The organism is Paenibacillus eucommiae, assembly GCF_017874215.1.
In the GTDB taxonomy this organism is placed as follows: domain Bacteria; phylum Bacillota; class Bacilli; order Paenibacillales; family NBRC-103111; genus Paenibacillus_AI; species Paenibacillus_AI eucommiae.
The window spans coordinates 159,680-180,297 of sequence record NZ_JAGGLB010000005.1 but is presented as its reverse complement, the minus strand read 5'-3'; the positions used below and the strand labels follow the sequence as shown (position 1 = coordinate 180,297).

Annotated in this window: 13 protein-coding genes; 5 read left to right on the top strand and 8 right to left on the bottom strand. The window is 45.4% G+C overall.

Annotated features, from left to right (window positions below; translation table 11 throughout):
* Positions 1–16: 16 nt before the first annotated feature.
* The 4 genes from J2Z66_RS10200 to J2Z66_RS10185 all read right to left on the bottom strand — a co-directional run bounded on the left by J2Z66_RS10200 (position 17) and on the right by J2Z66_RS10185 (position 5,785).
* Positions 17–871: an ABC transporter permease gene (locus J2Z66_RS10200; protein WP_209971427.1), complete on the bottom strand. Its 855-nt coding sequence runs from the start codon at positions 869–871 to the stop codon at positions 17–19.
* An 803-nt stretch (positions 872–1,674) separates the two neighbouring features.
* A complete protein-coding gene (locus tag J2Z66_RS10195; RefSeq protein WP_209971284.1) occupies positions 1,675–3,909 on the bottom strand; it encodes an AraC family transcriptional regulator in 2,235 nt (744 codons plus the stop codon).
* A 191-nt stretch (positions 3,910–4,100) separates the two neighbouring features.
* Positions 4,101–4,934 carry a class I SAM-dependent methyltransferase gene (locus J2Z66_RS10190; RefSeq protein ID WP_209971283.1) on the bottom strand — a complete coding sequence of 278 codons (834 nt, stop codon included), beginning with the start codon at positions 4,932–4,934 and terminating at the stop codon, positions 4,101–4,103.
* Between the two features lie 20 nt (positions 4,935–4,954).
* The gene (locus J2Z66_RS10185; RefSeq protein ID WP_209971282.1) at positions 4,955–5,785 is read right to left on the bottom strand and encodes a polysaccharide deacetylase family protein; all 831 of its coding nucleotides are present in this window, start codon (positions 5,783–5,785) and stop codon (positions 4,955–4,957) included.
* 243 nt (positions 5,786–6,028) lie between these two features.
* On the opposite strand from J2Z66_RS10185, the gene J2Z66_RS10180 reads away from it, so the two are divergent.
* The 5 genes from J2Z66_RS10180 (at position 6,029) to J2Z66_RS10160 (ending at position 12,762) form a co-directional block, all read left to right on the top strand.
* A complete protein-coding gene (locus J2Z66_RS10180) occupies positions 6,029–7,036 on the top strand; it encodes an ABC transporter substrate-binding protein (protein WP_209971281.1) in 1,008 nt (335 codons plus the stop codon).
* Between the two features lie 169 nt (positions 7,037–7,205).
* Positions 7,206–8,864, top strand: coding sequence for an ABC transporter substrate-binding protein (locus tag J2Z66_RS10175; protein ID WP_209971280.1), 1,659 nt, complete (start codon positions 7,206–7,208; stop codon positions 8,862–8,864).
* A 578-nt stretch (positions 8,865–9,442) separates the two neighbouring features.
* Positions 9,443–9,778, top strand: a complete 336-nt coding sequence (locus J2Z66_RS10170) for a hypothetical protein (protein ID WP_209971279.1) — start codon at positions 9,443–9,445, stop codon at positions 9,776–9,778.
* 201 nt (positions 9,779–9,979) lie between these two features.
* The gene (locus J2Z66_RS10165) at positions 9,980–11,632 is read left to right on the top strand and encodes a helix-turn-helix domain-containing protein (RefSeq protein WP_209971278.1); all 1,653 of its coding nucleotides are present in this window, start codon (positions 9,980–9,982) and stop codon (positions 11,630–11,632) included.
* Between the two features lie 101 nt (positions 11,633–11,733).
* Positions 11,734–12,762 carry an ABC transporter substrate-binding protein gene (locus J2Z66_RS10160; RefSeq protein WP_209971277.1) on the top strand — a complete coding sequence of 343 codons (1,029 nt, stop codon included), beginning with the start codon at positions 11,734–11,736 and terminating at the stop codon, positions 12,760–12,762.
* Positions 12,763–14,333: 1,571 nt separating this feature from the next.
* Here the strand turns inward: J2Z66_RS10160 and J2Z66_RS10155 are convergent.
* The 4 genes from J2Z66_RS10155 to J2Z66_RS10140 form a co-directional block, all read right to left on the bottom strand.
* A complete protein-coding gene (locus J2Z66_RS10155; RefSeq protein ID WP_209971276.1) occupies positions 14,334–17,312 on the bottom strand; it encodes a fibronectin type III domain-containing protein in 2,979 nt (992 codons plus the stop codon).
* A gap of 198 nt (positions 17,313–17,510) precedes the next feature.
* Positions 17,511–18,680 (bottom strand): Gfo/Idh/MocA family protein, encoded by a 1,170-nt coding sequence (locus tag J2Z66_RS10150; RefSeq protein ID WP_209971275.1) that lies wholly within the window; start codon positions 18,678–18,680, stop codon positions 17,511–17,513.
* A 39-nt stretch (positions 18,681–18,719) separates the two neighbouring features.
* The gene (locus J2Z66_RS10145; protein ID WP_209971274.1) at positions 18,720–19,604 is read right to left on the bottom strand and encodes a carbohydrate ABC transporter permease; all 885 of its coding nucleotides are present in this window, start codon (positions 19,602–19,604) and stop codon (positions 18,720–18,722) included.
* A 27-nt stretch (positions 19,605–19,631) separates the two neighbouring features.
* Entirely contained in the window at positions 19,632–20,522 is an 891-nt protein-coding gene (locus J2Z66_RS10140; RefSeq protein WP_209971273.1) for an ABC transporter permease, read from the bottom strand.
* Positions 20,523–20,618: the final 96 nt, after the last annotated feature.

Genomic DNA, 20,618 nt, shown 5'->3' with positions numbered 1-20,618 from the left:
CAAAACAAAGCTGCCATTACCAGAGCCCTTGTCCATATCTTCTGGCGATTCCATTAGCGACCAAGATTAGAATCAAGGCAACAATGGATTCGAACAGCCCTAACGCCGTAGTCAAACTGAATTGTGCTCCTTGCAAGCCTACGCGGTAAATAAATGTGCTGATCACATCGGCGATTTCATTTACCGTGGCATTCTTTAATACATATACCTGCTCGAACCCGACCTCCAGCACACTTCCAGTCGAGAGAATCAGCATCAGCACAATCGTGGCACTTAGTCCTGGCAATGTGATGTGGCGAATCTGCCTCCATTTGTTGGCTCCATCTATACTGGCAGCTTCATATAAGCTTGGATCGATATTCGCCAAGGCTGCGAGATAAATGATAGCGCCGAATCCGGCTTCCTTCCACACACCTGAGCCAAGGAAAATGGTTATCCATGAAAAGGGCTTGTAAAGAAACGGATACACATCTCCTGTAAGCTGCTGCAGCCAATGATTGATGACCCCGGATTCTTGGGCAAACAAGGTAACCACAATCCCGCCCACAATGACCCAGGAGAAGAAATGAGGTAAATAAATGAGCGTTTGCACCGTTTTCTTGAACCACATTTTACGCACTTCATTCAAAAGAATCGCAATGATAATCGGAAATGGAAAGCCGACAAGCACTGTAAGCAGACCCAGAACCAGTGTATTACGGATAATATTCAAGGTTTGAGCATTGCTAAATAACAATTCGAAATACTTCATCCCCGCCCACGGGCTCTTCAAGATGCCATCTACAAAGTTGTAATCTTTAAAAGCGATCACAGCCCCGAGCATCGGCACATACTTAAATATCAAGTAAAACAGCAGCACAGGCACAAACATGATAAACAACGGAACATTTTGTCTAAGTCTTCGTTGGTTCAATATCCTTCACCTCAAGTCAAACTATACGGTCGCTGAGCACTTGGCTGCAATATACAAGATTCTTGTCACTGAAAATAGGATTCCTGTCACCCTGACAAGCGCATGAAAGCACAAAAAAACGCCTTGCGGCGTCTTTTGATGAGCATGTTCGTGACGTGGGAGCGTTGCGGAGGGAAGGGATGTGGGCTCCAGCCGCTGTTAAAGATTTGTTCCCTTGAATGGATGAGGGGGGTGGAACAAATCTTTAAAGGCGGGCGCTTCCGCTTTTCCGCCCGCACCCCTTCCCTCTCTCTAGCTACAATCGCACGAACACCAAGCTCAAACGGACAGCCAGCAAGTGCTTTTCTCTTTGTTAGAGGAGACTTCCTAGTGGGACGCAGGCACTGGGGATGAAGGCCCGCTCAACTGAGAGGAGCTGATGATTTAACGATGAAAATCATCGTTAAAATTCCTTTTAACCCCTTGAAGAGGCCATTCGTCCTCTCTTAACGATGAAAATCATCATTAACTACCCGGATTGACCTGGAACACTTACTTTAACGATGAAAAACATCGTTAAGTGGAGCACACGATCTTTTCGGCGGAGGCCGGACAGCTACTAGGACGCTACTAGGCCACAACTCTCGTTCTTCCTCCCACCTTTTTACTATAAAGCTGCACTGTGTAAACGAGAATTTTTCACTGCAAGCATCACCCCAAACTTTTACTTTCAAATAAAACCACACAAAAAACACCGCATATGCGGTGTCAAAGAATTCATGTTAAGGTTCCTTGCGGAAATCACTCGGCGTCATCCCGACTAACTTCTTAAAAACACGGATAAAGGTAATCGAATGAAGGTAACCGACCTTCTGGGCGATATCCTGGACTGGTTCAGAAGGATTTTCCTGAAGCAGATGCTTGGCATGATCCAATCTGATTTTGGTCAGGTAATCCACAAATTTTTCTCCAAACTCCTCTTTAAAAATGCGGCTTAATGTTTTGGTGTTCAAACCAAACTCCTCGCTTAAATGGGTAAGCGACAAATCAGGATTAGCGAAATGCTCTTCCATATACGCTTTCACCTGGCGAACGAGCTTGTAATTGTCACGGTTATCACGCAGCAGGCTGATTTTCCCTGCCGCCTCATCCAAGACCGCATACAGCCGAGTGTTAATATCGTGAAGGTGATCGACATCCAGCAGCCAACGGTTGAGAGGCTCCATTACGTCTGCTTCCCACACCTTGGACATTTCCACAGGTAAATAGCTCATTTCTTTCTGCATGGTCGAAACGAGCGTTTGGAGCAGACTGATCCGGTCGTCTCTGCGGATAACTGCCGATTGAATGCTGGTAAACAACCCGTGATAATGCTCCTGCCACTGCTCCTCTCCTAACCGGTAGCTCTGGGCCAGAGCGCGGATTCCCGGTACATATTGCGTCATTTGGCTTTGCGGCAGCGCTTCAATTTCCCAATGGCCAATAACCTTGTTGCCGCCGAAGGCTGACTTGTAGTCCAGTGCCTCCAAAGCCTCCCCTAAGGTTTGGGGGATGTCACTCAACTGCATAACCTCTCCGCCGATCCCAAAGGCCACTGTTAGTTTAAGATGATCAGCAATCCAGGAGCGGACATGCTCACAATAATGGCTTACAGACAAGCGGAACTTATCGTCATCATCCTGCTGAAAGAATAAAATACCGACACGGTCATGACCAATCCACTCGCTCCAGGCTTGTATCAATTGATTCTGTGCCATCTCCTTTACTACACTTGTAATGGCGAATTTCAACAGATGCTGATCCCCCTGCGTGTATGCTTGGCAGAAATCGGCATAATAATCCATCTCCAGAACAGCCACTGTCAGCGTTTTGAAATGCGGCATCAATCCCATATTGTCCGCTTCCACCTGCCACTGTTCCGCTGTGAAATACCGCTCCCCCTCCATTAACTCGTTAAAGAGCCATCTCTTTCTGAAAACGAGATTTTCTCTATATTGCTTCTCATAGCTGTTCGAGCTTTCTACAAGATTCTCAATGGCTTCATTAATAAAAGCATATTCGTCCAGGTTTGCATGATTATATCCAAGCTCTGCACTTTTTTGCGAAGCATACTGCTCGATACGTAATTTAATCTCCTCAATGGGTCTATAATTACGGCGAACCAGAAAGATCAGCCATCCTATACCAGCTGCAACGGTTGCCAACCCGGCAGCCACCCACACTCTGGAAAGCGCGGAGAAAAAATTAAATAATTGCTTATTTTTCATGCTTGTCTGCACGATCCAGCCCGTATAAGGAGATATAATCTCGGACATTTGCTGGTCGGCTGCAAGTTGGTTCTCAAAAAAAGGCCGTCCATGGGCATCCTGCAGGTGAATCGTGCCAATGTCCGACTCCACCAGCTCCCGAAACATATCGCTAATGGCATCAGTCCGTACATTTACAACAACCACACCCTGATTTCCGGAGTTAAGAGGCACCTTCTGCACAAGGGAAACTACGCTTTTATTATAATCATTCCCGGGAAACTCCCTAAAGTCTCTTTTACCTGTCCATGCATACTGCGGTACAGGCTGTTTAAGTACAGCATTCACAAAGTCCTGATCCCCGAACTGCTGCAACGAAACCATCGTATTGGGCGTAAGCACCATTTGGTCGGATACCCGGTACAGATAAATGGAATCGATTGGCTGAAACGCTGTCACCAGATCTTTGATCCGCCGGGCAATTTCGTAGGTGTCATAAGCGGATAAATCTTTACTTTTATCAAAAAAGTGCTGGAGCTTATCATTGCTGACAATTTCCTTAATAATCATTTTTTCCGTAAACTTCAACGTAGAGTCCATGGTCTTCATGACATGGCCAGCAAACACCTCATTGGCACGCAACGCCTGATTCCGCGAATAGCCGCTGACAGAGAGGAAAAAAATCAAAATCAACACGGAAATAATGACAAAAAATACAGGTAAATAGGATAACAACCATCGATAGTAACCCTGTCTATTCATTGCTTTCATATCTGATCCCCCAACTTGATAACACTTTCCCGTCTTCGATCAGGAAGGAAGTGCCATTTTGACAGCTCTCTTCGTATAGTTTATCATGAATAAACAGAAAAGATATAAGATCAGATATTTTGATTTACAAATGTTGTTCATGTGCTTTGTTTTACAAATAATACATAATATGTAAATTATTAACCAGCTGATTATTTCTCTGCAACAACCCCAAAATACACAGGAAACCTCCCAAATATATCCCACCCAGCGCTTCTGATGCACCGAACATTTTTAAACCCTGCCTTCCTTAATTTTCGCTCTAAAGCACTTATCTTCAGGAACTTCACTTTTGACAAAGAGCCGCCGCGCTTCATACCCTTTGCCAAAAAGGACATTGTTTTTTTATGATAAAACCTTTTCCTCGAACCTATATAATCAAATATGTACCCGGATCCATGAACTAACAGAAATAGTTTACCGTTTGCGTTTAGTACTCGAAACATTTCCTTTAAGACAGCAGGTACATCCAGATATTGCAGCGCGGCTCTGCATACGACAAAATCCAGCAAATGATCTTCTAAATCAATTTCATGAGCATCTCCAGCCTTAACTACAACCTCCCCGCTAAACCCATCATGAATGGAAGCGAGCGTATTTCGCAGAAAAGACAATGAGGAAGGATTATTATCGATAGCATATATGATGTCAGGGTTGCTTGTAGCCAAGGCATGCACGGTTGCACCTGCCCCGCAGCAAAGATCCAGCACCTTTTCCCGACCCTGGGCTTCTTCTAATAAGAGGGTATCGAAAATATCCAGGCATTTGCCTTGTCTATAATATTCAAAACATATATATCCGAACTCCTGATCTATAACCTGATTTGTGTGAATATGCAAGACTCCTTCAGAAACAAGGTAATTCATTGTACCGGTCTGAGGCTGGTTCATGGTATATCTTTTATTTAAGCCGGCATCCCGGCAAAAAAAGAAGGTTACGCAGGCTAACAGCTCTTCATCGAAAAGTATTTTTAAATAAATATCCATCTATTTTTCACCCATTGCTATTATTTTAATGTACTTAAAAACGGGTAGTACGCTGTAATTGATTTACATTCGAAGTCATTTAGCAGTTTATCAAGCTTTCCTTCAGTAAATTTCAAACCATAATACCGCCGCAGCTTATTTAGTAAGGAAAGGTCAGCAAGTCTCGGTTGACTATTATCCAAGTCGTAAGGGTGAATGTAGAAATTATATAGCCCCTTAGACTCTACTATTTTGTTGATTCCCTGTTTGAATAAGGAGTACGGATAAAAACGAAGATACCCTCCACCTCCCCAAGGGATGTTAACGGGCCCCATTTGCAGGACTGGAAGCGATACTTCCCAGAAGTTCTCCTGGATTTCAAAACATGCTTTATCCAGCCTTGAGTAGAGCTTGGCGTACAGGTCGTGAAAGGTGTTAGGAATGATACTCGAATCATACTTAAAGCCTTCCTGCTTCAAGATCTCTAATCCCCATTTTATCATGGAAAAGCAAGGAGCCCGGTAACCAATCACTCGTGTCCCCACAATATCCTCCAAAATATCCTTAGACTTCCTCACATCATTTCTAAACTGGTCAAAGGTCAATGTATATACTAGCTCATGAGCAAATCCATGTGAAGCAATTTCATGCCCCAATGCATGGATTTCCCTGATCAGATCTGGTTTCTTGAGTGCAATCCAACCTAAAACGAAGAAGGTACCCTTAGCATTATACTTGGCTAGCAAAGTCAAAATGGTACGCACATTTGCCTCTATCCTCAATTCATAATTGTTCCAGCTGCTTATTCTATTTTGTCTGCCGTCAGTAAACCAGTCTTCCAGATCTACTGTAAAAATGATGGATTGCCCCAAAACACTGTCCCCTTTTTTATATACTTTCCCAGGCCCTCATCGACTTCCAGTTTATGCCTGTCTAGTATATTATAAACAATAGAGCTAAAGATAACAGGATTAAATGCTTTTACTTCTTTGTACAAAAAAAAGCGCAGTTTTTTATTTGTCCATTGAGTAAGAAAATGAAAAGCTTTATCATTACAAATATCGATAATGAGAATCATTATCTACAAAAGAGATTTTATTGGAGGAAGGAACAAGATGAAGCAAGCAAGAAAAATGACGACCGTTTTATGCATGATCGTATTGATGGGGGCTTTTGTAATAGCGTGTAATTCGAAGGGCTCTGACAGCCCCAAGGAAACAACCAGTTCCGTTAAACCTAGTGAGACACCTGCACCACAGCAAACAGAAGCAGCCACTGGGACAACAGAGAACACAACCCGCAAGTTTACAGATTGGACGAAGCATGAGGTTGAAGTGCCGACTCATCCACAGCGTGTCATCTACCATGGGGAGACAATGGGAGATCTGCTGGCGCTTGGTGTAATGCCTATCGGCGGATTCATGGAGTCTATTCAAGGAACCATCTATGAGGATAAAGTGAAAGAAGTGCAGGACGTTGGGTTTCCAATTAGTGCAGAGAAATCTTTGGCTCTTGAACCGGATTTGATTATTTTTGGAAATTCGGATGAGAAGCAATACGAGCAAATTTCCAAGGTTGCACCGACAGTTACATTTAATACCTTCGATCCATTAGAAGATCGGATGCGGATTCTTGGCGACCTTTTTGACAAAAAGAAAGAGGCCGAAGACTGGATCGCAGCACATACACTCAAAACACAAGAAATGTGGAAGAAGCTTAAAGAAGCTGGAATGAAACCAGGTGAAACTGCTTCTGTATTCACTATGTATCCTGGCAATCGCTTATTTGTAATGGCGGGAGCCGGTCTGCCACAATTTTTGTATACCGCTGATGGCTTCAAGCCAACTCCAAAAATTGAGGAAATGATTAAGGACAAAAAAGGATTTGTGGAAATATCAACAGAGGTGCTTTCCGAATATGCCGGAGACCGGATTTTCCTGCTGGAACCAGTACCTCCAGAAGCTAAGCAATCGCAATCAGAGCTTGTCAAAAGTCAGCTTTGGCTTAACCTCCCTGCAGTCAAGGAAGGAAAAGTGTATACCTTTGAGATTTTAAAAGCTGGCAGTGATGCAACCTCAAGAGAATGGCTGTTGGAAGAGCTGCCGAAAGTGCTCAACAAATAAGCAATGAACAGGTGCCGCGAGAAGCTGCTCAACAAATTGCTTTTCAACTAATGCTTATGAAAATAAAGCTTTTCAACTAATTGTTGAAAAGCTTTTTTGTTTTCATTATAATAAGAAGACAGTGATAATCATTCTCAAAACTCTCATGTATGAAAGGGTGCTGGCCTGCATGCTTCAAGACACACCTTCTTCAGTCCCGCTTCGCTCTTTGCTTTTTCATTTATCGGACGTTGAACTGCATGCCCGTCCCCCGGGATGGACATTCGAAGAGGCGACCTGTTCTTCCTATACTTTGTTGATCTTCACGAACGGAACTGGCGGACTTCATATAGATGATCAATGCTTCCGTTTTTTTCCAGATCATTGCTATTTGTTTCCTCCGGGAGTTTCCCTTCAAATTGAGAATGGAACTGACAACGCCATTTGCTTCTACCAGCTCAGCTTTACCGTCATTCATGCCGGAGAGCAGCAGCAGGCTTTATATACAAAGGATATTTTTCCTAAGCGCGAACTACGTGTTTATCCTATTTCCCGTCTGATCCGTCTTACCGAACAGCTGCATGCCGGAAGACTGGGTCATAGTGACCTGGAGTGGTTTAAACAGCATCTTCATTTTCAGGAATTAATGGGCTTTCTGCTTGAGCATAATTTGCATTCCGATCCATCACTTAGCTTGACACAATCGGTAGAGGAAACCATTCACTATTTGCAAAATAACTATATGTCCAGCATCACGGTCAAACTGCTTGCCCAATTATCCAACGTCCCCCACTGGCAATATACATCCATTTTTCAGGAGTTAACCGGCAAGAAGCCTCTTGACTACCTGACAGAGCTTCGCATTAACCGTTCCAAAGAATGGTTAGCCAATTCGAACGCACCCTTGCGCGATATTGCCCAAAGAGTCGGATTTACAGACGAATATTACTTCAATCGCCGTTTCCGTCAGACGACAGGCATCACTCCCAGACAATATGCATTATCTATGCGCCGCAAGGTGCTTGTTAAAGATTGGACGGGACATGAGGTTCATATCCCCACAGAGCCAAGCCGCATCATTTACTTTGGGGAAAATATGGGAGATTTGCTGACCCTCGGTATTCATCCCGTTGGCGGAAGCCTCACGAGCTATAAATACGCCATGCATACAGATTCGGCAAAAAGCATCCAGGATATCGGATTTCCCTTCAATACAGAAAGGGCTTCCGCGCTGGAACCTGATTTAATTATTTTCTCCAATTCTGATGAGCGCCAGTACGAACAAATCTCCAAAATTGCGCCGACCATAACCTATAACACTTGGGCAACCTTAGAGGAGCGCATGCTCGTCCTCGGAGAGTGGTTCGGCAAAAAAAGAGAGGCTGAACAATGGCTCGCCCGTCACAACAGAAAAGCGCAAACGATGTGGCATCAGCTTAAATCCTCCATGGAACCTGGAGAAACGGCCTCCGTCTTCACGTATGAGCGCGGCAGACATTTATTTGTTATGGGAGTCACCGGTCTCTCTTCAGCTCTGTACCACCCCTCCGGCTTCCGCCCGGCCAACAACATTCAAGCTATTCTGGATGCCAAACTGGGCTACAAGGAAATACGGCCAAGCTTACTTCCTCAATACGCAGGCGACCGGATCTTTATGCTGCTCCCCGAAAATCCTGTATCGAGACAAGCTGCCGAGGACATGATTCAAAGCTCTCTTTGGCAGAGCCTCCCTGCTGTCCGCAACGGATATGTCTACCTGATCGAGGAAGCCCAGTGGAACTTCGCAGATGCCCTGACCCGGGAGAAATTGCTTGATATGCTGCCTGATTTGCTGGGTAAATCTTCGTGATACATGGGAGATGGACCAATGAAAACAAGTGCCTTATTCCTGAAGGAACGGGGCACTTATTTAGTCTTGTTGGTTGATCTTTAATTAATTTTGTCTCACATTCGAATAGATCTAGGCCATTAACCACGTATCATTCCAAAGAAAGAGCGTTTTGTCTTACCGACCCCATTCAATTCACCTGCCAACCCCATCATACAAACTTCGTTACAAAGAGCAGCAGAACTATCGTTTTTGCGATGTTTTTCCTATATATTTACTATGCAGAAACAAGATTAAGAAAATTCCGTTTCATGGAATTAAAATACAATATATGTTACAACAGTGGTAGTTAGATGTTTTTTTCTGAAAAAAAATTATTGGTTACACGGAGCCAACAAAGACAAGTAAATGATGCTTGGAAAGTCGGTGCTTTAGATTAAGTGGCTGCACTAAAATTGACTCTCCTTCTATGATTCCATGCTTGACTATGCAATAGTAACTTGATCGATTTATGCTCGTTCAACAATTCAGCAAAATCAAGCCCAACATTTATTTAAGGTAAGCTCGATTTTACTATCAAAAAAGAATTGGGTGATTTTGTGAAACTAAGAATTATTTTTATTTTTTTGACCTCAATTTTATTAATTTGCACCGCTGCTGCATGCAGCCAGAATAAGGATGAGTCAGCACCGTATTCTTCTACGACGGCATTTGTGAGAGTAATTGATAAAACAGAATATAACGGGCAGCACGCTATCATTATAGAGCTTAAGAAAGATTCGGAAAATACAAGTAGACAGACTATTTATGTGTTATCGGTTCAACAATGGAGTGATATAGAAATTAATACTAATTATACGGTACATTATAGAACTACTGATAAATCAGTGCTTGTTTCTATTTATCCTGAAGGGTATTCTGGAACGATTGACTAATCATACTGCGACACCCCAGGAGCGACTGACTACAGCCAATTGAACAAAATAAAGGCACTACCCAGTAACACTAAATATTACCTGAATAGCAAATTCACGCGGACGGAAGCCGCCTATAAGTGTATAATTAAGAGATACAGCCATTTTCGACGGCTTTGAAAGTTTCCATAAAGTTTCGCTAAGGAAGGGGAGTTAAGCATCATGAGGATGCTTTATTCATATAAGCAGGTACAGCAGTTGACGCTGCTTGCTGCAGACGATCGCTATCGTCATTGGAACGAAGCGTACAGTGTGCTGCTCGCTGTCGAAGGCAAGGGAGAATTGTCTATTAATGGTGACAAGGCGATCATCCAGCCGGGCTCTGTGTTTTTTTGCAATGCAGATCGAGTGTTGGAGCTTAAAAGTGCCCCCCACGAAGACCTGGTTCTCTATGTCGTATCCTTTCATATTATGCAGCCGGAGCATGCTCCGGGCGAGCCGCTAGCATACCGGGAGCATCGTGCACCGTGGCTCTCCGATGGTGAATTGTCTGTAAGCTCCTCCTACCGCCTAAGCGTAGTCATGAAGGAGTTGAAGTCCATGGATGAAGAGCAGAGCCAGAATACGGAGCTGGCAAGGGAAATGCTGTTGTACGAGCTGCTGCAGCTGATTCAGGAACAGGAAGAGCTGACCGCCGCGAATCCCGTACAATCCTCTGATCATGACCAGTCGACTCATGCGATTCAAGCTGTGATCAGCCATATGCTGCATCATTATCGGGAAGAGCTTACCCGCGATGCGATGGCACAATTAGCGGGCTTTCATCCCCGTTTTTTCTCCAAAATTTTCAAGGATGAGACCGGGTCCAGCTTTTCTGAATATTTAGCAGCAATTCGGATCGGCAAAGCAAAAGAACAACTGCTGCTATCAGACAATAATCTGGATCAGATAGCCAGTAATGTAGGTTATTCCAATGGCTTGTATTTAAGCCGCAAATTTAAGCAAATCACCGGAGTATCTCCGAAAAGCTATATACAGAAGCCAAAGCGTGTCGTCATTTATGACTGGGTTGGGAATTTGCTGGCTTTGGGCGTCCGTCCAGTAGGTGCCTCTTATTTTTACAGCCTGGAGTTGCTGCATTTGCTTAAGGATGAGCTTGTCGACGTCGTGGACGTTGGGCGAACCTCGATTGAGGCAGTCATTGGTTTGGAGCCGGAGCTGATTATTGTCCCGAAATGGCTGGGTTCAGCGATGATTGGACAATTGCAAAAGGTTGCCCCAACATTAATTGTGCCCTATGGAAACCCGTTTGAGCGGTTCCGCCATTTAGCACATACGCTGGATAAGCGCAAAGAAGCAGAGCTTTTTGTCTCCAGGTATAAGCAGCGGGCTGCTGAGGTTAAAGAGGCGATTAGCGGCATTGTTTTACCAGGCGAAACTGTCGGTCTATATGAGCTGGCGCCGAACAGTATATGGGCATTTAATGAATTCCATGGAAGAGGCGGCTACAATTTGTACCGGGGTATTGGCCTCACACCACCTCTGATGGTGCAGCAACATGTAATCGGAAAAGGAATGATTCGCGAACTAGCCATGGAACAGCTTCCAAGCTATGCTGCCGACCATATGATTATCAGTTACCCGTTTACGACAGAGAGCGCCGAGTATGTGAACAGGCTTATGCAGCATGAGGTATGGAATAGCATTGCTGCCTTTCAGCATAATCGGGTTTATTTTATAGACAGACGGGTTTTTCATCCTAATGATGTGTATTCCCTGTTCAAGCAGTTGGAGCTGCAGCGGCAGCTATTTATTTCCCACGGCCGAGATGATTCGCGTCCATGTATTTTTGTGCATGAAACGAGTGACTTATAGCCATGGACAGACTTCTCACACCTGCTAGAATATAAACTTAGATAGTGATAATGATTATCGATATCATAATAGAGTAACTATTTGAGCAGGAGGATGGGGTTATGTTGTTAAGAAAAAGAAATCAGCTGCTGCTGGTTGCGTTAAGTTTGGTGCTATTGATGTCGCTGCTCGCTGCTTGCGGAGATAGCAGTAAGGATGCGGGCAAGGACAACGGAAGTACGAACGCGGAATCATCCGAGGGGAACTCTCCAAAAGAAACCGTACAGCCTGTGGAGGAGAAGAAGGAACCTACAGAACGAAAACTAACGGATCCACTCGGTCATGAGGTAGTTGTACCGGCCAATCCTCAGCGTATTATCGCTTCCTACCTGGAGGATCATCTGCTGGCAATTGGGGTCAAGCCCGCTGCACAATGGGCCATCAGTGATGCGCCCATGCTGTACCTGCAGTCAGAGCTTGCGGGAATCCCTTTTATTCCCTGGGATCTGCCCTTCGAGACAGTTACCAGTTATGATCCGGACCTCATCATTATAGGCGACGAAAGCCTTCTTGTTGATGACAGATACAATTCATATGCGAAGATCGCTCCTACCTATGCGCTAGGTAACGCTGTGAATAATGACTGGCGGCAAGCTCTGCTAAAAGTTGGCGAGGTGCTGGGCAAAAGTGACGAGGCGCAGAAAGCACTCGATACTTATAATGCCAAACTGGCTGAGGCGAAGGAAAAACTGAAAGCTGCTTCTGACAAGCCTCCATCCGTAGCTGCTATTTGGCTCGTATCGAAAACATTCTGGGTTGTAAGCGAAACTGTATCCAGTGGAGCTGTTATGTATCAGGATTTGGGGCTGGCTGTACCAGAGAAAGTCAAAGCTATTTCTAGCGGTGAAGGCGGCAACTGGAAGTCGATCTCCATGGAAGCCCTAGCCGAGCTGGATGCGGACCATATCTTCCTTGTCAACAGTGACAAAACTACAGGCTCGGAGGCACTGAAGGATCCAATCTGGCAGACAATACCTGCTGTGAAAAAAGGCAACGTGCATGAATATGGGCCCGACTCTAGCTGGCTGTACACTGGAGCTATTGCTAATAGTCAAATTATTGACGACGTACTGGAAAGCCTTGTGAAGTAAATCCTCTTTCTCATTACACAGAATAGGTTGGACTCAGAATTATTCGGATGAATATTCCGATGAAGATGCCATCATTTGTGGCATCTTTTTTTTGTGCGGATATATACGGCGGAAATGCAGCGGATATGTGCCACGAGTATGTCTCACGGCTATGTCACACGGGTATGTCCAGCGTCTGTCACGGATAGTCGTAAATTTACGTACCCATCACCGCAATACGCAAGCTGTCACAGAACTTCTCAAATTTACCAAAAAACTGTCTACTACTCTTCCTTTGGGAGATTCATTTTCTTTTAAATAGCTTCCAAATTAACCGGATAATAAACACTAGCAGTAAAAAAAACAACTACCAAAAGAATGATTCCAGCCGGTGACACTAACGTCATTTACTCACTCCTTTCCTTTAATTCAATAATATACTATATTCTACTAATAATATAAAATTTATGCTTTATATTAATTTCATTTATATACTTATGTCAATTAGCAGAAAATATATACTAACACCTCTTCTTGGAAGGCTCAGCCAAATGCTTATGGACATCACGGCCGCTATTTGTGACAAAATCGCATGATTTGACATCCTTACAGACATAGGATCCCTTATTCAGGTTGTTTCCTCCCGTTTTGACCCTATTCCGGGCAAATAAGAGCCCTCATGTCCGTATGTTTTAGAAATGGCATCATTTCGAGGAAATAGCGGCTCTCATGTCCGTTACTGCTTCATTTCAACTGTCCGGCCCCTTGCCTCGGCCAATTCGAACATCGAGCTCTAGAGTCAGTCTGACCTCCCTCTACCCAACTCTGGACTATGGTGCAACTGTAATCACATGAACATCAAACTCAAACCAACAATCAGCAAGTTTTCTATCTTGATTGCAGGAAATTTCATAGCGGGCTAAGGCACCCTGTTCTCCGTTCTCTATTATCTGTTCCCTGCTGTCTGCTGTCTGCTTTCGGGGGGTAGAAGTGCTGATTTAACGATGTTTTTCATCACTAAAAGCACCAGGTCTACCCGACAACCTTACTTTAACAATGAAAAACATCGTTAAAATCCCTTTTTACCAACCAGAGAGGCCATCCGGTCTCTTTTAGCGATGAAAATCATCATTAACGTGACGGATTGATCTGAAACACTTACTTTAACGATGAAAAACATCGTTAAGTGAAGCACATGTCCATCATCTGAGGGAAACGGCCCGCTACTATCGTGCTTCCTACCACAACCCTTCCCTCCCAGCTTCAAAATACCGAATCTGCTGCGCTCAACCCGACCACCAGCAAAGGTTACTAGTTACTTTCCTGAGCAAAGGGGATAGTGGCAATAGGGACAATTTGCGCTTCCTTTCTGATCCCCTGAGAGGATGAATAAATGATGGTAACTCCAGTTACTTCATCACTGCAAAGATACAAAGCTGCAAAACTAAAAAGCTGCACCGCACAAATGCAAACTATTCACCCCCGCCATCCCCAAAAGCCCTTACGTTCCAACAACATCACAAAAACAAAAAAAGGAAGCAGCAGCACATCCACTGCTTCCTTCCTTTTTTCAATCGAGTCTTAGATGAATGTTATTTAGGCAGCGTCATCTGCAGAAAATGAGGGAATGATTCGACGATTGTGCCCCCGCTATAAGTTTGAAAAGCTGCGCTAAATGTGCTGATGGGCGATAAATGAACCGCATCCAGCGGAATCCGGTATTCAATGGCCGATGCGGACGCAGCATATCCGGTTGGCCCAACCGGAATGTCCGGATAGCGCACAACACGCTTCCAGCTCCAATCGCTGCCGCCTCCCGCATATTCAAACAGCTCCCCATCCTCCACCATAAAATCAGCCCCGGTCGATGGTGCCGCTCCCCAAGATGAGGATTGATAGCCGGTGACCAGATTGTTATCGGTGTTCAACAACAACCGTCCCTTATTGCTGGTTAATCCCGTTCCTTCAACAAGCACATTTAAGTGGTAGCCATTCCCGATTGCGCTAATTTGATGGATGCTGCCTGCACCCGAAGCGGATGAAACAGCTCCCAGCCCGGTCCAATCTGCTGACAAGCCGTCCGCTTTAATGAGTTCCCCGCGGAAATCGAAGTGCAGCAGGCTGTCTGTAGTACTTGGCAGTACTTGTGGCAAAGTCTCCGTTGTTGCAGCCCCGGTAAACTTCATGTATGCGGCTGTAATTTGACTGAATGGATAAAGCTTGTTTCCACCTACCGATGTCAACAACTCTAATGGAATAGACGCTTCAATCACGGTCCCCGCGCCATTCACAACATAACTGATCGGCTCCTCAGTTTCTTCCCACAACCATGATGTCCACCCGCTGCTGCTCCACGGATCTCCCAAATGCTTCAGCAATGTCCCATTTTCAATGATAAAATCAGTTCCTGTGTACGCATTACCGAACCATTCAGGGAACTGGTAGCCCGAATACATATTTTGATCTGTATTCAGAATGATGCGCTGTCCCGGAACGTTTAAACCCGTTCCTTCAACGAGCACATTCAAGTTCGTTCCGTCGATGGCGACACTCATCTTTGCAACGGATCCCGTTCCAGTAACCGAATGCGCAGCTGTGCCGCTCCACTCTGAACCATCGCCGTCTACTTCAATAGGAATGTATTTCAATAAATCGTAGGTTTTCCCGAAGTTATTCGCATTATAGTCCGTTAACGGTGCAAATGGCGTATATGCACTCATGCTTCTCCAGTCAAACGCCGGAGGGAAATACAGCAGCTTCATGCCAAATGACGGGAGAAAACCGTCTGCCCAAGCGCGCTCAGCAGAATAACGAATCAATTCAGGCTGAAACGGCGTGTTGTAATCCAAAGTAAATACATGAAACTGTGCATCCGATTGATTTAGGGGCTTTCCGGAGACATCACGAACGAGTGTACCATCCGTGTTAAACTGGAATCGGGCCTTGTTAATAACATCACGTTTCGTCAAATAGTCCATTTTTCTAGGATGATCATAAGGTGTGTACACACCGTATGTTTCCGCATTTCCCACAGGAACCTCTGCGGTCTCGTCCCACATCATATCGCCGACCCATGTGTTTGTGTAGCTTTCGAACAGCACGGCATCGACCGATGAACGAATATCATAGTCCCCACCCCGTAAGAGATGCACGCCTCCGCCGGAAAATACTTTTTTGTCCGGATACTTCTCCTTGATTTTTTGCACCAGCTGTCCCATGCCCCATGCTTTATCCGTATGAATCACTTCTGTAACCTCAACCGTATCCAGATAAAAGCCGTCAAATCCACGTTCCACCAGCCCCGGCAGCAGCTCATCAAGCACCTTTTTCTGCCAGTTTTGATTCGTTGGATCAATAAAGCAGGATGGCCAATTCAAGTCGCATTCCGGATTCCCCTCACTATCCTTGAAGAAAATGTCCGGTGAATTACCTTCCCTTGCATCCTGACCAACCGAAATATAGCCCACAATAAAAATATCAGGATTAATAGCTTTAATTTCGTTCAGCTTCTCAGGAGAAACAGCGCCGGAGAGCGCCAGCAAGTCGTAGCTCGCAAACTCCTCAGCATCAATCGAATCTTCCACTGTATAGTTAAATAATAAATCCGTTACTTCACTCCAGTCGCCAGTTGATGCCGGCACACTCGGGTAAGCTGTTGTCGACCCTGTTACAGCAAGGCTGGGGCCCGAGCTATAACCATCCGTATCGAAGGCCTCCACTTTATAGGAGTACGCCGTCGAAGGCTGCAGCCAGCCATCCGTATAAGAGGTTGTCGTTGTCCACCCTGCATACTCGATGTTATCCGCTTTGACGCGATATATTTTATAACCTTTAACCCCGATATTGTCTGTAGAAGGCGACCAATTAATTTGCAGCTTGGTGCTTCTCGCATTCGTCACGTTCAATCCAGCCGGTACAGAAGGACGCTCGGAATTAGCCAGCTTGAGGGTGTAGACCGCCAAATCATCGGCTTTAGCCGGGAGGCGTTCAGATTTGGAGTAATAGTTGACGAACCCGACATGAATGTCACTACCGGATGACAAGCCGAGATCGCTCAATGGAATCCGCGCTTCGATGAGGCTGTCCGTCTTTACAATCTGGCCGCTCCCCTTATACTCAGCTGCCTGGCTCCAACTCCAATCTGTCCCTGTACCCGTATAGCTCAACAGAGTAGCTTTGTCCTTCTTCACATTGCGTACTTGCCCTCCGACAGTCACTGGCTCTAATTGGATACTTGTTTCCAAAAGGTAATCCGCCCCGCTGTCCTCATCCCAACCCGGCTCCTGGTAACCCGTGGCATCAGATCCATCCGTATTCAGATAAAAATGAGAAGTTAGGGCAGAAAGCCCGATGCCCTCGACCAATACATACAAGTACGCAGCATCATTCGTCACCTTCAATGTGCTCACGGTAGTATGCTTGCCGCGGATCAGCGGACTGATATCATTCCATTCATCCTTGCGCCCGTCAGCCTGTATGGATGGAAACCACGAAGCCTCCGTATGATTTGCCGGAATAAACCCGGTTAAGAGCAGCATGGCAAACAGTCCCAGCAGCCATTTTTTACCCATTATTGTTCCTCCTTTTTTAGAAAACGCTTACAAATTGGTGAAGCCTATTCTTGCCCCCTCCCGGAATCAAACAATTCCGAAATGCCGAAACCATTCAATGCCTGCTGCCCCGAAAAAGGCTTTATCTTCCATGATCCAAACTATCCATGGGAAGCAGCAGGCAGTTGATGCCCCGTCCTTGCCGATGGCAAGCTTTCCTTACCGTGCCCATTCAATCGTGCGGAACGTACTCGTTACGGCTGATTCATTCGCTTTCAAGCAGGTTAGCGCACTGAGCAGACCATCTTCAAGCGTGGTTTTGGATTGTTCCCTGCCCTTCATGATTTGAACAAAGTTGTGTAGAAGCTTAGCGTCACCTCCTCCATGCCCCTCGTAAGCATTTATATCAAGCCGATGCGTGACTACACGAGGCTCGTGATGCATATAAACCTTTAACTCTCCTGTATACCAGTCGAACTCCATCGTTCCCTTGTAGCCCATCAGACGGGCCCCACGCCTTCCGGCATCCCGACGGACGAAAAAATTCTGTGAATAAGAAACATGCATGCCTGATTCATACCGGATCAACGCACTTCCCGAATCCTCATTGCCAGTATCCTCTGCAAAGCAGCAGTAATCTCCGACCTGACTAACAATCGTGCTTTCGGGGCAAGTATGCTTCTCTTCACACTCCACACACTTTAGCCCTGCCTTATGGCTCCCCTTGAAAACCTGCTTCGATTTCATCGCGCATACCGCTTCCGGCTTCAGACCGAGCAAGTAGTTGATATAGTTGAAATCATGGGTAGCCTTTTGCAGAAAAAGGCCGCCAGTTATACGCTCATCCCGGTACCAATTGTGGAAATACACGCCTCCATAAGGAACGTTGTTCACAGCCTGCACATGCTCCACCGTGCCAATCTGCCCCGAATCGATGATTTGTTTGGCCAGCTCGACTAGAGGTGTATTGCGCAGCGGAAATGACACCACGACTTGTGAACGGGAAGCCTCGTAGCCTTTTTTCAAACGAAACAAATCCTCATAAGTCGTTGCTACAGGCTTTTCGAGAAATAGAGGTAAATTGCGAGCAAGCACCGTTAGCGCCATCTCGGTATGCAGGTTGCAGCGGGTGCCAATGACGACACCATCCAGCTCCTCGCTCTCCAGCATCTCATCTGCATGCTCATACCAGGTGGTATCATTCATTCCATTCATTCCACTCGTACTATTCGTGCCATCAGTTGCACCCCTGCCATCCGCCATCTGTGTTTGGAACTCCTCCCAACGGGGATCGGCGACAGCCGTGATCCGGCACTCCGGATCCACCTTGGACAACTCTTCAAATACATGACGGACCCGAAGCCCGTATCCAATAATTCCAATTCTCATTGCACATTCATCCTATCTTCCTATCATTTTAATGATTACTTATTCCTTAACGGAACCTAGTATAATTCCATGAACGAAATACTTTTGCAGAAAAGGATATACGATTAGAATCGGCACAATGGAGACAACGATCTTAGCCGCATTCAAGGTCTGATTCGATAGCTTGGCGAGTAAATCCATTTTGGTATGATCAATATTTTGCGCGCTGATTTGCACGACTAACTGCTGAATATACGTCTGCAGCGGATACTGCTCAGGTGTCCTCATGAAAATCAATCCATCAAAGAACGAATTCCAATGCGTAACAATGCTGAACAGCGTAATCGTAGCCAAAGCAGGCGTGGACAAAGGAATAAAAATTCTAAGAGCCATATACCAAGGTCCCGCTCCGTCAATATACCCGGCCTCACTAAGCTCCTTCGGTAAGCTGCGAAAAAAATTCATCAGCAAAATGACATTGAAGACAGGCACAGCTCCAGGCAGAATAAGAGCCCATATGGAATTAAAAAGACCCAAAGACTTCATCAAAATATAAAGCGGAATAATGCCACCGTTAAACAACATGCAGAAAATAAGAAACCACATATACACATTCCGGTAGCGGAATTCCCGGGACGACCTGGACAGCGGGTAGGCCATCAGCACGCAAAGCACGAAGTTGACCCCTCCACCCAACGCTACCCGTTTGACCGAAATCATAAATGCCCGAAGGAAAGACGAATCTGACAAAATGATGTAATAGGAGCTAATATTGAATCCTACCGGCCAGAATGTGACCCGTCCCGCCGCAGCAAACGCTTTGTCGCTGAGAGAAACCGCTACTGTATGCCAGATCGGCCCTAAAGACATGCACGCAATAAGCGTCATGAGGATAATCAGTGCTGCATCCGCTAATCGCGAAGCCATCGTTCGGCTCTCAACCAAACTGCTCACCTGCTTTACTTTTGAGTATTAGAAAATTCGATAATTGGCAAACCGGTAAGCCAAAGCATAAGAGAAAATAATCAAAATGAATGAAATGACCGATTTCATCAATCCAACAGCGGTCGCCAGACCATATTGCGCCTGCAGCAGCCCTGCCCGGTACACGTAAGTATCAATAATATCCGCCGATTCGTACACCAGAGGATTGTACAAATTAAAGATTTGATCAAATCCTGCGTTCAAAATATTGCTAATGCTCAGAGTGCCCATCAAAATAACAGTTGGCAGCAGCCCGGGAAGCGTAATATACAGCATGCGCTGTCTTCGTGTCGCTCCGTCGATTGCTGCCGATTCATATAGCGAAGGGCTGATGCCCGCAAGTGCGGCCAAATAAATAATTGCTCCAAAGCCAAATTCCTTCCACACATCGCTGGTCACAATAAGTGCCGGGAACCAGGCATTGCTAGCCAGAAAGAGAATTCCCTCTCCGCCAAACAAACGGACAACACGATTGACAATGCCGTCCAGCGACAGCATCTCCACGATAATTCCGGCCAGAATAACCCATGATAGAAAGTGCGGAATGTATACGATCGTTTGCACCCAGCGTTTGAACATCCGCAAGCGCAACTCATTTAAGAGCACCGCAAACACGAGAGGTGTAAACAAATTCACGACAATTTTGCAGCTGGCAAGAAAGATCGTATTATAAAAGATAATCCTGCTATCCGTCATCTGGAGCATATATTGGAAGTTTTCAAGTCCGATCCAGGGCGATCTCCAGACACCGAAACCGAGCTTGAAATCCTGAAATGCGATAATCAACCCGAACATCGGTATCACGCTGAAAATGCACAGCAGTATAATACCAGGCAGCAGCATCAGATGGTAATGTTTCTCAAATGTCCGGTATCTCACGGCCTCTTTCACCCCATTTTGGCATTACAGGGCAGCGCCATATGCCTAAGCCCAAAGCTCAGTCACAATTGGCGCCAGCCCCCATCTTATTTGATT

Bases quoted from the DNA above. Each gene is read 5' to 3' on its own strand.
- J2Z66_RS10200 (WP_209971427.1), bottom strand. From the start codon at position 871: ATGTTTGTGCCTGTGCTGCTGTTTTACTTGATATTTAAGTATGTGCCG.
- J2Z66_RS10195 (WP_209971284.1), bottom strand. From the start codon at position 3,909: ATGAAAGCAATGAATAGACAGGGTTACTATCGATGGTTGTTATCCTAT.
- J2Z66_RS10190 (WP_209971283.1), bottom strand. From the start codon at position 4,934: ATGGATATTTATTTAAAAATACTTTTCGATGAAGAGCTGTTAGCCTGC.
- J2Z66_RS10180 (WP_209971281.1), top strand. From the start codon at position 6,029: ATGAAGCAAGCAAGAAAAATGACGACCGTTTTATGCATGATCGTATTG.
- J2Z66_RS10175 (WP_209971280.1), top strand. From the start codon at position 7,206: ATGCTTCAAGACACACCTTCTTCAGTCCCGCTTCGCTCTTTGCTTTTT.
- J2Z66_RS10165 (WP_209971278.1), top strand. From the start codon at position 9,980: ATGAGGATGCTTTATTCATATAAGCAGGTACAGCAGTTGACGCTGCTT.
- J2Z66_RS10160 (WP_209971277.1), top strand. From the start codon at position 11,734: ATGTTGTTAAGAAAAAGAAATCAGCTGCTGCTGGTTGCGTTAAGTTTG.
- J2Z66_RS10155 (WP_209971276.1), bottom strand. From the start codon at position 17,312: ATGGGTAAAAAATGGCTGCTGGGACTGTTTGCCATGCTGCTCTTAACC.
- J2Z66_RS10150 (WP_209971275.1), bottom strand. From the start codon at position 18,680: ATGAGAATTGGAATTATTGGATACGGGCTTCGGGTCCGTCATGTATTT.